The sequence below is a fragment of the Streptomyces sp. NBC_00683 genome (assembly GCF_036226745.1).
Taxonomy (GTDB): domain Bacteria; phylum Actinomycetota; class Actinomycetes; order Streptomycetales; family Streptomycetaceae; genus Streptomyces.
Genome location: NZ_CP109013.1, coordinates 1014678 through 1027739, shown reverse-complemented (window position 1 = coordinate 1027739; position 13062 = coordinate 1014678). Strand labels below are relative to the sequence as shown.

The following is a 13062-nucleotide window of genomic DNA, read 5'->3' as shown; positions in this document are numbered from 1 at the left end:
GCTGCGCGCGTGTCTGACTGCGGTGCGTTCCAGGCCGGTTGACCTGGCGGAAGCACCATGTGTCGTGCACCTGACAATCGCAGGGGTGTCGAACAAGGCGTGGACGCGCTTCCGGTGCTTTGGTACGTGGCCTTCACCGGGGGCGCTTCGAGGCCGAAGGAGACGTGGGCCAGGGCCGTTCCGGGGGCTGCGCACCCACGGAACGGCCCTCGCCCCGCCCCCGTCAGGTAGCGGGCTCGCTGTCGATGCAGTGGGCACTGCCGGACGGCGTGCTCACCGAACCGCCTCGGTCACGTGGCCTTCCGCGTCCCTGAGCTCGCGCTTGAGGATCTTGCCGGTGGCATTGGTGGGCAGGGCCGCCCGGAACTCCACGATGCGCGGGTACTTGTAGCCGGCCATCTGCTCCTTGCACCAGGCGATCAGCTCCTCCTCGGTGAGCGTCGCTCCCGGTGCGCGTACCACGCATGCCTTGACCTCCTCGCCGTGGCGGTCGTGCGGCACGCCGATGACGGCCACCATGCTCACGGCAGGGTGGGTGAGCAGTACCTCCTCGATCTCCCGCGGATACACGTTGAAGCCACCCCGGAGGATCATGTCCTTGGCCCGGTCCACGATGTAGAACCATCCGTCGGAGTCGCGGCGGGCCAGGTCACCGGTGCGGAACCAGCCGTTGCGCATCACCTCGGCGGTCGCCTCGGGCCGGTTGTGGTAACCCTTCATGACGTTGTGGCCGCGGATGACGATCTCACCGATCGCGTCGGCCCCCTTGACCGGTGCCCAGTCCTTGTCGACCAGGTCCACCTCCACGCCCCAGACCGGGCGTCCGATGGAGCCAGGACGCACCTTCTCGCCGCGCGGGGCGAAGGTGGCCGCCGGGCTGGTCTCCGAGAGGCCGTACCCCTCCAGGATGGTGACCCCGAAGCGCTCGCTGAACCGGCGGTGGATCTCGACCGGCAGTGCGGAACCTCCCGACCCGGCTATCCGTAGGTTCCCTGCGATCCGCGACAGGTCCACGTCGGGCGCCTCCGTTTCGAGCAGGGCCCAGTACATCGTGGGAACACCCGCGAAGAAGGTGACCGCATGACGCTGCATCAGGGCCAGGGCGGACGGGGCGTCGAAGCGTGGCAGCAGTACCAGCGTCGCTCCCGAGGCGATGCCGGCGTTCATCTGCACGACCTGGCCGAAGGAGTGGAAGAGCGGCAGGGCGATCAGGTGCACGTCGTGCTCGACCTCGCCGAACAACTTGTGGCAGGTCAGCACATTGAGCATCACGTTGGAGTGGCTGAGCTCGGCGCCCTTGGGCTTGCCCGTGGTGCCGGAGGTGTACAGGATGACCGCGGTGTCACCGGACTCGGTGACCACCGTCTCGAAGTCCGCGTTCCGGTCGGCCAGCGCCGCGGTCAGGGTCTCGGTGCCCGTGATCGGCGAGTGCTCGGTGGGGGCGGCGGTCATGAGGAAGAAGTTCTCGCAGCCGGGAGTCCCGTCGAAGCCCGACCAGCCCTCCTGGCCCATGGGAAGTTCCGCGTTTCCCTCGAAGCAGAAGTAGGCCTTGGCCTCGGAGTCGGCCAGGTGGTAGGCGATTTCGCGGCCCTTGAGCAGCACGTTGAGCGGGACGACCACCGCGCCGGCCTTGAGGATGCCGTAGTAGACGATCGGGAACCAGGGGAGGTTCGGGCAGGACAGGGCGACCTTGTCTCCCGGTCCGATACCGCGCGAGTGCAGCAGGCCGGCCACGCGGCGGGCGGCCTCGTCCAACTCCGCGTAGGTGAGTCGCTGTACGCCCAGCACGACCGCCGTACGGTCGGGCACGGCGCGGGCGCTGGTTTCCAGCAGGCTGGCAAGATTGAGCATGAGGTCTCCGTAGGGGTACTTCGGCGTGTTGTGTGCCTGCGGAAGCGCAGAGGGCCGGGCGTCAGCCCCGCAAGGCGGCAGCGAAGAGTGCGGGCAGTTGCGTCAGACTCGGCGCCGCCGTGAAGCGGGTGAGGCGTTGCACCGTGGTCAGCGCCGTGCGGTGGGTGACGAAGTACGGCGGGCGCGGGGAGAGCGACGGGTCGCCCGTGACCAGGCCGCGCGGGGCCGGTGTGAACGGGGCGCGCAGCACGGTCTTCTCGATGTCTTCGAGCATGAACGCGTTGTGCACGAAGCCGATGCCGCTGCCGATGTTCTGGCGGGTGTGGCCGGGGAACGCACCCCAGGGGGTGAAACCGAGCAGGAAGCCGACGGCCGACCAGCAGTTGATGCCCAATGTGCCGTAGCGCAGTTCGGCGATGGCGCTGCTCATGGCCTCCTGATCGGCCTTCTCGGTCTTCGGGTGGACGATCAGGGTGGCGCCGAGAGTGCCGGGCAGGGTGGCGTTGGCGAAGTCGACGGCGTGCCGGAGGAACTCGGCCGGAGTCGCGCCGGGCAGGCGCACGACCCCCAAGGCGCTGCCGAAGACCTCGTCGATGACGAGGGGGTCGTCATGGTCGGTGATGTCGGGTACGAGGAGCCGACAGTCGTCGCCGTGTGCCTCCGCCGTCGGATGGGCCGCCCGTACGGAGGCGAGACGGTCGGCAGCGCCGGGGTAGTAGTCGGCGCGCTCGGGTAGTTCGCGCAGCACGCGCCGGATCTCGTCGAGCAGCCGCTCGGTGCCGTCCCAGTCGCGCGGCAGGACCAGGATCTGGCTGGCGATGCAGTTGTGGCCGGAGTTGTTCATCTTGCTGGTGACGATGTGCTCGGCCTGGAAGCGGAAGTCGGCATCGCTCCATGGCCCCGGCACCACGATGCACGGACTCACGCCGCCCAGTTCACTGCTGAAGGGTTTGGTGATCAACGGGAGGTCGTCACGGCGGCGTTGCCCGGCATCCTCGTCGGTGCCCCAGATGATGGCGTCGTGGGTACGGTCGCTGCCGGTGACGTGAATGGCGTCGACGCCTTCGTGGCGGCAGAGATAGCCGCCCTCGGCCGCGCCGCCGTCGACGAAGGCCAGCCAGCCCCGTTCGACGAACTCGGCGAAGACGTACTCGAAGTGGGGGCGCAGATAGGCGTTGACCGGGTTCATCTTGGCGATGACGACCTGGCCCTCGGCGTAGAGCTTGTGCAGGATGTCCAGCGCGGTGATGGCGGCGACGTTGCCGGCGCCGAGGACCAGGGCCAGGGCGGGTTCGCCCTGCCGGCCCCGGTACTCGCCCGCCGCGCAGGCACGCGTCTGCTCCGCGGTGACGCCGGGGCGCATCCACACCTCGGCCTTGAACCCGTTGAGCAACAGGGAATCCCAGCCGGTGGCGGGGAAGACGTTCACGCGGGTGCGGCCGTTCTCCTCGTGAACCGTCCTGTCGGCCAGCGGGTCCCTGCCCGCGGCGATCCGCCGAAGGACGTGGAGAAACGCCGCGGTGTTCTGGGCAAGGGCCCAGGGGCCGCCGGTCCAGTCCTCGGCCGCCCACGGGGAGTCCGGTCCGTACCCCTTCGCCAGGGCGCCCGAACCGGCCATCTCGGCCGCACGCGCGACGATGCGGGGCTGCAGCCGTTCCAGGAGGGCGATGCGCTCGGTGAGCGGGGTGGTGGACCAGGACTCGGCGTTGCCACGTACGTGGGCCACGGTGCGGTCGAGGGAAGAGGTGTCGAGGGCGCTTGTGTTCAACGTCGTTCCTTGCGGAAGGCGGGAAGTGGGAGGGACGGGGCCTGCTCCGTGCGGGATGCGAGGAGCAGGCACGCGCGTCCGGTCATGCGGACAGGCGGCGGGCGTCGCGGTCCGGGTCGATCAGCGTAAGGGCGGCGGCACCGCTCAGCAGGAGCACGGCGCCGGTGATCAGGACCGCGTACGTGTAGCCGTCCGTGCCGTGGGTGTCCACGAGGCGCCCGATCAGGGTCGGGGCGATCAGGCCCGCGGTGGTCACCACGGCGTTCATGATGCCCAGGGCGCCGCCGCGACGGTTGGCCGGAGCCAGTTCCGTGACCGTGGTGACGGCGACGCTGCTCATCGCTCCGGCCAGCCCGAATCCGGCGACCAGGAGTATGGCGGTCACGGCGCCCGCCGGGGCCACCGGCAGGGCGAGGCATGCCGCTGCGCCGATGAGCAGCAGAACACCGCCGACTCCGCCACGCGCCCACCGGCTCGCGGTCCCACGGCGCAGCAGCCAGCCGGTCAGGCCGGCCTGCCCGAGCACCACGACGCCGCCGAGACCCCAGACGAGCATCACCACCTGGGTGGACCCGGCCGAGCTGTAGCCGAGCGAGTCCTGGAGGTAGGAGGGGAGCCAGACCAGCGCGAACGCGATGACCCAGTAGGTCCCGAAGTAGGCGGCCGTGGCACCGATCCAGGTACGGGTCGCGAGGATCCGCCGGTACGGCATCTTGAGCCTGGCCGGACCCGGGACGGCTTGTGCCCCCGCCCTCTCGTCCTTCCCGACGGCGGTGCCGGACGCGACCGCGTACGGTCCCTCCCCGCCGAAGGGGATCCACAGCAGCGCCCACACGACACCGGCGACTGCCACCGCGGCGACGGCCGAGCGCCAGCCGTGGTTCTGGATCACCCACGTCAGCACGGGAGCGGCGACCAGGACCCCCAGCGTGATGCCGAGGACGATCAGCGCCCCGGGCAGGTTGCGCCGGTGGTTGGGGAACCAGGACAGGGTCGCCTGCTGGGCGACGGGGAAGGCGGGTCCCTCGGCGGCGCCGAGCAGGACACGCGAGGTGATGAGCACCGCGAGCCCTCCGCCCACCGCCATCGGTGCCTGGGAGATGGACCAGAGGGCGGCCATCGCCAGGATCAGCCACTTGGGCCGTATGCGGTCCGCGAGCAGCCCCACCGCGGCACCGGAGAGCGAGAACAGCAGGAAGAAGGCGCTGCTGGCGAGTCCGAAGGCCGATGCGGACAGGCCGAGGTCCTGTCGGATCTCCTCCGCGGCAAGACCGAGTACGGACTTGTCGGCGAAATTGATCATCATGAAGACGACGAGCAGCGCGGTGACGATCCACGCTCGGCGTCTCGTACGGCTCGGCGCCTTCGGGGGGCCGGCGGGCACGGCGGGTGCGACATCGGTGTCGGTCACAAGGGCTCCGCGGAGACTGGATGGGGAGGGAGGAGGGGCCGGGCTGTCGATCAGGAGAGCGGAACGCCCGCGATGGCGATGCGCTCCATGACACGACGCTGCGGGTAGTAGTCGCTGATCGCGTAGTGCTGCGTGGCGATGTTGTCCCAGATCGCGACGGAGCCCGGCTGCCAGCGGAAGCGCACCTGGTACTCGGGGATACGGGCCTGGAGGACGAGCTCGTCGAGCAGCTCACGGCTCTCCAGGTCCGACAGTCCGACGATCCGGGTGGTGAAGGGCTCGTTGACGTAGAGCAGCTTGCGTCCGGTGCGCGGGTGGCGGACGACCACCGGGTGCTCGACGGCCGGCAGGTTCGCCCGGTGCACCGCGACCTGGGCCTCGGTCATCAGCGCGCCCCAGCTCGGCAGCCAGTCGTGCACGGCGGTGAGCCCCTCGATCCGGGCCTTCATGGACTCGGTGAGGTTGTCGTACGCGGCTGCCATATCCGCCCACATGGTGTCGCCGCCGGCTGTCGGGACCTCGACGGCACGCAGGACGGAGCCGAGCGCCGGCGCGGCCATGAACGAGTGGTCGCTGTGCCAGATGTTCTCGGTACCGGTGGCCATGGCGTCCTTGGCCAGACGGGAGACGCCGACGGTGTCGCCCTTGGGGAAGAAGGGGTTCGCCTCCGGCTCGCCCCACAGGGCGGAGAACGCGAGCTGGGACTGCGGGTCGAAGGCGTGCTGGTCGCGGAAGAAGAGGACCTTCCACTCCAGAAGGGCCTGCCGGATCTCCGCCGCGAGGTCCTCGCCGATGGGGCGCGAGAGGTCGACGCCCTCGACCTCGGCCCCGATGTGCGGGGTCAGCGGGTAGACGTCCAGAAGTCCGTAAGCGGGCTGCTCGGTGCCCGGTGCGATGCGGTCGAGCGTGCGCTTGCCGTAGTGCATTAGCGGCTTGTCGAGCGCGGGGGCGGGGCTGGTGACGACGCTGTCCATGAGTCCTCCACAACGAGGTTCTGAATATCGTTACTGGAAGTATCGTTATCAGGCCATGGGGAGGCAAGGGGTCTTGCCACACGAAAATCCGGGGCCGGAAAGTCGAGGCTCGGTGCCGTCAGCTCCGTGTGCCGACCGCCCGGGCCACCAGGTCGACCAGTGAGTCCACGAAGCGGGCGTCGGGCAGCTCCAGCTCGCCGATCAGCCGGAAGAGCAGGGGCGCCGCCACCAAGGTCGCCGCGGCCCGGACATCGGTGTCAGGGCCCACGTCACCGCGGGCGATACCCCGTTCGAGGATGCGCCTCGTCTCGCTCGTGATCCGCTCCGTGTACTCCGCGTACTGGCCCCGCGCCGCGCCCGCATCGGCCGACGCCCCGATCAGGCCCGCGATCAATCGGTCCGAACCCGGCAGCCGGTAGGCCTCCAGGCGAGCCGTGAGCACGAAGCGGAGCTCGGCACGGAAGTCGCCCAGGTCGGGTACCGACAGGGCGCCGATCCGGGTCTCCGCGGCGGCGATGATCAGATCCTGCTTGGTGGGCCACCGCCGGTAGATGGCGGGCTTGCTCACTCCGGCCCGTGCCGCGACGGTGTCCATCGTGACCGCCGCGATCCCCTGCTCGGTGACCAGGTCCACCACAGCGTTGAGAACGGCTCCGGTGACCCGCTCCTCGCGCGGTCGCCCAGGCCCTCGTACGGCCCCGTCCGCCTGCATGCTCGCCATGAGCAGAGACTACGGTCTCCGCCGCCGCCACCTCGCGTCGCATCCTCGCCAGGACGGGGCGCCCGTGTTGACCTAGGCTTGCCAACCGGGGTCGAAAGGGGCACGAAATGGATGAATACCCCCTGATCGAGAACCATGGCCTGATCGGTGACCTGCAGACCGCGGCTCTCGTGACCACGGACGCGACGATCGACTGGTTCTGCTGTCCGCGCTTCGATTCGCCGAGCATCTTCGGTGCTCTGCTCGACCGGCGGAAGGGCGGGCACTTCACCGTCGGGCCGGCCGCGGACACCTACACCACCAAGCAGCTCTACCACCCGGACACCGCCGTGCTGGTCACGCGGTTCATGACCGAGGCCGGAGCGGGCGAGGTGGTCGACTTCATGCCGATCACCGGCAAGACCGCGACCGACCGGCACCGTCTGGTCCGCATGCTGCGCTGTGTCCGAGGCAGCATGACCTTCGAGGGGGAGGTCGCTCCGCGCTTCGACTACGGCCGCAAGCCGCACGAGTTGCACATCACGGAACACGGAGCCGTGTTCACCTCGCAGGACATGGACCTCGCCATCCACGCTGTCCGTGAGCCGCAGGACGAGCGGCTGCTGACCATCCACCCGCACGACAACGACCTGCGCTTCACCCTGACTCTGCAGGCAGGACAGCAGCGCGGGCTGGTCATGGAATCGTCTCCCGGCGGGCCGCCGCACGAGGTCCGAGTGGCGGAGTTCGAGCAGCTCTTCGACGAGACGGTCCAGTACTGGCGCTCGTGGCTGGGCCAGTCCACCTACTCGGGCCGTTGGCGGGAAGCGGTGGAGCGTTCGGCCGTGGCGCTGAAGCTCATGACCTACGCACCGACCGGCGCCCTGGTCGCCGCCCCCACGACGGCTCTGCCCGAACAGCTGGGCGGGGAGCGCAACTGGGACTACCGGTTCACCTGGATCCGTGACGCGTCGTTCTCGGTGTACGCCCTGCTGGGCATGGGATTCAAGGAGGAAGCGGCGGCGTTCATCGGCTGGCTGCACGAGCGCGTGAAGGAAAAGGCCGGTGAAGGAGAAGGCAGCACCGGGCCACTGAACATCATGTACCGCGTCGACGGTTCCTCCGACATGGTCGAGGAGACCCTCGACCATTGGGAGGGGTACCGCGGTTCCGCCCCGGTCCGCATCGGCAACGGAGCAGCGACCCAGCGGCAACTGGACATCTACGGTGAGGCACTCGACAGCATCTACTTCGCGCACCAGCACGGCATGCACCTCGACCACGGGGGCTGGACCGCGCTGCACACCCTCCTCGACTGGCTGGTCGACCACTGGGACCAGCCCGGCGAAGGGCTGTGGGAGACCCGTGGCGGCCAGAAGGACTTCACCTACGGACGTGTGATGTCCTGGGTGGCCTTCGACCGGGCGGTCCGGATCGCCACCGACGACGGCCGCCCCGCGGCCCGCGGCCGCTGGGTGGACGCGCGCGACGAGATCTACGCGCAGGTGCTCAGCCGGGGATGGGACCCGAAGAAGCGGGCCTTCGTGCAGCATTACGGCGACGACGTGCTCGACTCGTCGCTGCTGCGCATGCCGACGGTCGGCTTCATCACACCGGACGATCCGATGTGGAAGTCCACGCTGGACGCCATGGAGGACGAGCTGGTCAGCGACAGCCTGGTCTACCGCTACAACCCGGAGGCGTCACCTGACGGGTTGCGCGGCTCCGAGGGAACCTTCTCCCTGTGCACGTTCATGTACGTCGACGCCCTGGCGCGGGCGGGACGCACCGACCAGGCCAGGCTGGTGCTCGAGAAGATGCTCACCTACGCCAACCACCTGGGCCTGTACTCCGAGGAGATCGGCCTGACAGGAAGGCAGTTGGGCAACTTCCCGCAGGCCTTCACGCACCTGGCCCTGATCGACGCGGCGATCACCCTGGACGCGACGCTCAACGGGAAGCGTGGGGGCGGGGCGTAGCTTCCCCTCGGAGTCGATGAGACGTTGCCGGCGACCCCCGACGCACTGTGCGTCGGGGGTCGCTGCGGGAGTGGTTGATCCGGAGCGGTACCGGTGGCCCCATAGGGTGACCCACATGTCTGTCACGATGAGCCCCACCAAAACCCGCGCCGCTCTCCGCGTTTCGGCACGGGTCTCAGCCGAGTTGCTTCTCGTCATCGTCATGACCGCGGCGGCGGTATGGCTGCTGGGTCGCATGTGGTCGGTCGTCTGGCCACTCATAGTCGGCTTGTTGCTCACCACCCTGACCTGGCCCATAGCGCGTTACCTGCGCCGAAGCGGGTGGCCCCCGGCCCTCGCCGCATCCGTGGTGACCGTGCTGTTCCTCCTGGTTACCGCAGGGGTCGTGGCGCTGATCGCGGTGCCGGTGGCCTCCCAGTCCGGTGAGCTGGGCGACGGCGTGGTCGAAGGCATCCAGAAGCTGCGCGAGTGGGCATCCGGGCCGCCGCTCAACATCGGTGACGAGCAGATCGCCGGGGCGTCCGATTCTGCGGCCGCCCGTATCCAGGACAGCGTCGGCAGCATGGTCACCACTGTCGTCACCGGCGTGAGCACCGTGGTCAACGGTGTGGTCACCGCCGTCCTGGCGATCTTCCTGATGTTCTTCATGCTCAAGGACGGCCCCCGGTTCCTGCCGTGGCTCGCCCGCCAACTGCCCGGTCGGCTCGCCACCGATGTTCCGACCGTGGCGGAGCGTGCTTGGCGGACTCTGGGTGAGTTCGTGCGCTCCCAGGCGTACGTCGGCCTGCTCGACGCGGTCCTCATCGGCATCGGCCTGTGGATCGTGGGAGTGCCGCTGGTGCTCCCCCTTGCGGTGCTGACCTTCGTCTCCGCATTCGTGCCGATCGTGGGTGCCCTGTTCGCCGGCTTCGTTGCGGTGCTCATCGCCTTGGTGTCGAACGGGATCACCGACGCGCTGATCGTGCTGGCGATCATCGTCGTGGTGCAACAGCTCGAGGGCAACGTGTTCCAGCCCATGATCCAGAGTCGCGGACTCGGCCTGCATGCCGCGGTGGTCCTGCTGGCGGTGACCTTGGGCGGCAGTCTCGCCGGCATCGTGGGCAGCCTGCTCGCCGTACCAGTCGCCGCACTGATCGCGGTGGTCTGGAACTACCTGCGCGAGCAGCTCAGCGTTCCGCAGGAGGAGCCGGAACCCGAGGTGTCACCGAGTGGCGTCGGCGCTTAGTGGTCGGCTCCGGCAGTTCTTCGGGGGTTGACGTGAGGTCAGGCCGTGTGCGGAGTGAGAAGCGCAGGTTCGGTCGGGCGAGGTAGCGGCCGCAGGTGTTGTCAGGGCACCTGTACAAATAATCGGTTGCCTGTGGGCGATGGTGGTGGATGCAATGTCCGGCGTGGTCGCCCAGGTGTGCACGCCACGGCGAGATGAACGCGTACTACCGGGCCTTGCCACTCCGCGATCCGGGCAACCTGCAACCGAATCGTCAGACGGGAGGCTCCAACGCATGGATACGCCACCATCGCCGCCTGGGGCGGAGCAGACTGATGGATCGTCCATCCGGATCGGCGCTCTCGTTCCGCTGACTCGGCCCGGCTGGGTCGAGGCGGGCCAACACTTGCTCGCCGGGCTGGAGCTGGGCGTTCGCGAAGTCAATGAACTCGGCGGGATCGGCGGAAGGCCACTTGAGCTGGTGGTCCGAGACACCGCGGCTGATCCACAGAGGGCCGTGGCGGCGGTGGACGAATTGGCCGGCCTGGGGGTGGCCGCCTTGGCGGGGGAGTATCACAGCGTCGTCGCGCGCGCCGCTGCCGGCAGGGCCGACGCCCTCGGCCTGCCGTTCCTCTGCTCTTCAGCGGTTCTCGACGCGCTCACCGAAAAGCCGACGGAATGGGTCGCGCGCCTCTCCCCGCCGCAGTCCCGCGGCTGGCAGGTTTACGGGAACTTCCTCCTCAGCGCGGGCCACCGTCGCATCGCCGTAGCAGCCCAGCCGAGTGTCTACTGGGCAACCGGTACCCGCATTTTGCGGGACCACCTCGCTGCACGCGGCGGCACCGTCGTCGAACTCGACATGAGCGCGCTCACCCCCGCGGACGTGTGCGACGAACTCGCCGACAATCGGGCGACGGCCCTTCTTCTTCTGGTCGGCAACCCGGATCCGGCAGTGCCGATCGTCAAGTCCGTCCGCGGCGACCAGCGCCTCGCCGAGATCCTGATCGGTGCTCCGGCCGGGCAACCGGAGTTCGCCGAATGGGCGACATCGCTGGGCGTCGAGGGCGCCGGGGTCCCGTTCTTGCGCTACTTGCCCGAGCGCCTCGGCCCACTCGGTGCACGAGTCGAGAAGGCCCTGCGGGAGCGGCTGGGCGAAACGCCCTCCTTCGTCGCCTTCGAGGGCTACGACACGGTCGCCGTCCTCGCCGACGTGTTGCGTTCTCAGGGCGCGGACCGGGCGCGCATCGCCGAATCCTGGCCGCGCGTCGCGGTCGTAGGCACCCGAGGGCAGATCCAGTTCTCCCGCACGCCAGGCATCAGCATTTGGCAATGGGCTTGGACGCCGATCCAAGTCGTTGATCGAGATCCGGCGGAACCCGATCGCTTTCGGATCCTTCACGCCAGCTGAGAGAGCACGGAGGTCCGACTGCCCGGATCTGTCCGACTTGAGGCTGTCAACCTGTCTGCGCCCGCCCCGTACTGCTGACTTCCGCCGAGCGCGAGCGGCTGAAGAAGATGGCCTACGGTCACAAGACCGAGTACCGGCTGCGGGTCCGCGCGCAGGTCGTCCTGGATGCGGCGCGGGGCGCTCCGACGCGCGCATCGCCCGTGAGACGGGTCTGTTACCCGCCGAGACCGGCACACCGCTGGCGCGCTGGTCGTGCCCGGAGTTGGCTCCCGAGCTGACCGCGCGCGGGCTGCGCGAGGACGCGCTCAAGCCCTGCCAGTTCCAGCCCTGGATCTTCATCCGCGACCCGGACTTCCGCGCCAAGGCCCAGCGTGTCCTGGACCTGTACGCCCGCATTTTCGGGGTTGTCCTGCTGGGAGAGGACGAGTACGTCGTCTCCAGCGACGAGAAGACCTCCGTTCAGGCCCGCTGCCGCTGCCATCCCACCCTGGCCCCGGGCCGGGCCCGGGCGATGCGCGTCAACCACGAGTACGGCCGCGGCGGCGCGCTGACCTACCTGGCCGCCTACGACGTCCACCACGCGAAGGTGTTCGGCCGCTGCGAACCGAAGACCGGCATCGTCCCCTTCACGAACCTGGTCACCCAGGTCATGAACACCGAGCCCTACAACAGCGCGAAGCCGTCTTCTGGGTCGGGGACAACGGCTCCTCTCAGGACGATCTACTGGCCCGGCTCGACCGACACACCCGCCGACCAACAGGAAGAACCCTCCGTCGCCCTGGCAGCCTGATCAACCCCCGAAGGACTTCCGGAGCCGACCACTAAGTGGTCGGCTCCGGAAGTCCTTCGGGGGTGACTCCGGAGTGGGAGGCATGTGCGTCGGAGGTCGACGTCCGTGTCGGATTCTTGCCAGAAGGTGGGCGCCAGCCGATGTTGACTGTGGCCATGACCATCACACATTCGGACAAGGCCCACATCTTCCGCTCTCTGCACACCACACCTGCGCCCCTGGCTCTCGCCAACGCCTGGGATGTTGCGAGCGCCCGCGTCATCGAGGCCGCGGGCGCCAAGGCGATCGCCACGACCAGTGCCGGTGTCGCCTGGTCGCTGGGTTCCCCGGACGGCGGCTTCATCACCCGCGACCAGGCGCTGGAACTGATCGGCCGAATTGTCGCCGCCGTCGAGGTTCCCGTTACCGCGGACATCGAGGGCGGGTACGGGACGGATGCCGCCGGCATTACCGAGACCGTGGCCGGGGTGCTCGCGGCCGGCGTCGTCGGCGTCAACATCGAGGACGGTACCCGGCCGCCGACAGAACTCGCGATGCGGTTGGCCGCGGCCCGGCAGACCGCCGACCGGGCAGGCGCGGACCTGTTCCTCAACGCCCGTATCGACACCTTCCTGTTCGGGCTCGGCGACTCGGATACCCGGCTGAAGGAAACCCTGGTCCGGGCACACATGTACGTCGACGCGGGTGCGGACGGCATCTTCGTCCCCGGCATCACCGACACCGCCACCATCGCGGCGCTGGCCGCGGACATCTCCGTTCCGCTGAACGTCATGGCCGGCCCCGGCGCCCCGGCCGTTGCCGAGCTCGGCGCCCTCGGGGTGGCTCGCGTCAGTCTCGGCTCGGGGGTGGCGCAGGCCGCCTACGCTGCCGCCCGCCGCGCCGCGCAGGAGCTCTTCGGCACCGGCGACTACGGCTCCCTCGCCGAGGCCATGGCCTTCCCGGAACTCAACGGGCTGTTCTCCGAGCCCCACTGACCT

General features: G+C 69.1%; 10 protein-coding genes. 5 read left to right on the top strand and 5 right to left on the bottom strand.

Going from position 1 to position 13062, the window contains the following annotated elements:
- Positions 1-273: 273 nt before the first annotated feature.
- From OG257_RS04620 to OG257_RS04600, 5 genes are all read right to left on the bottom strand, one after another.
- Entirely contained in the window at positions 274-1851 is a 1578-nt protein-coding gene (locus OG257_RS04620; RefSeq protein ID WP_329204963.1) for a long-chain-fatty-acid--CoA ligase, read from the bottom strand.
- A gap of 61 nt (positions 1852-1912) precedes the next feature.
- Positions 1913-3619 carry an aldehyde dehydrogenase family protein gene (locus OG257_RS04615; RefSeq protein WP_329204961.1) on the bottom strand — a complete coding sequence of 569 codons (1707 nt, stop codon included), beginning with the start codon at positions 3617-3619 and terminating at the stop codon, positions 1913-1915.
- An 82-nt stretch (positions 3620-3701) separates the two neighbouring features.
- Positions 3702-5030, bottom strand: coding sequence for an MFS transporter (locus OG257_RS04610; protein WP_329204959.1), 1329 nt, complete (start codon positions 5028-5030; stop codon positions 3702-3704).
- 50 nt (positions 5031-5080) lie between these two features.
- A complete protein-coding gene (locus OG257_RS04605; protein WP_329204957.1) occupies positions 5081-6004 on the bottom strand; it encodes a TauD/TfdA dioxygenase family protein in 924 nt (307 codons plus the stop codon).
- A gap of 118 nt (positions 6005-6122) precedes the next feature.
- Positions 6123-6725, bottom strand: a complete 603-nt coding sequence (locus tag OG257_RS04600; RefSeq protein ID WP_329204955.1) for a TetR/AcrR family transcriptional regulator — start codon at positions 6723-6725, stop codon at positions 6123-6125.
- A 107-nt stretch (positions 6726-6832) separates the two neighbouring features.
- Between OG257_RS04600 and OG257_RS04595 the strand changes: the two genes are divergently transcribed.
- From OG257_RS04595 to OG257_RS04575, 5 genes are all read left to right on the top strand, one after another.
- On the top strand, positions 6833-8683 hold the full coding sequence (locus tag OG257_RS04595; RefSeq protein ID WP_329204954.1) for a glycoside hydrolase family 15 protein: 1851 nt from the start codon (positions 6833-6835) through the stop codon (positions 8681-8683).
- A gap of 127 nt (positions 8684-8810) precedes the next feature.
- Positions 8811-9908, top strand: coding sequence for an AI-2E family transporter (locus tag OG257_RS04590; protein WP_443054552.1), 1098 nt, complete (start codon positions 8811-8813; stop codon positions 9906-9908).
- Positions 9909-10182: 274 nt separating this feature from the next.
- A complete protein-coding gene (locus OG257_RS04585; RefSeq protein WP_329204951.1) occupies positions 10183-11295 on the top strand; it encodes an ABC transporter substrate-binding protein in 1113 nt (370 codons plus the stop codon).
- 262 nt (positions 11296-11557) lie between these two features.
- Positions 11558-12085 carry a hypothetical protein gene (locus OG257_RS04580; protein ID WP_329204949.1) on the top strand — a complete coding sequence of 176 codons (528 nt, stop codon included), beginning with the start codon at positions 11558-11560 and terminating at the stop codon, positions 12083-12085.
- Positions 12086-12240: 155 nt separating this feature from the next.
- Complete coding sequence (locus OG257_RS04575; protein WP_329204947.1) at positions 12241-13059, top strand: isocitrate lyase/PEP mutase family protein; 819 nt, start codon at positions 12241-12243, stop codon at positions 13057-13059.
- Positions 13060-13062: the final 3 nt, after the last annotated feature.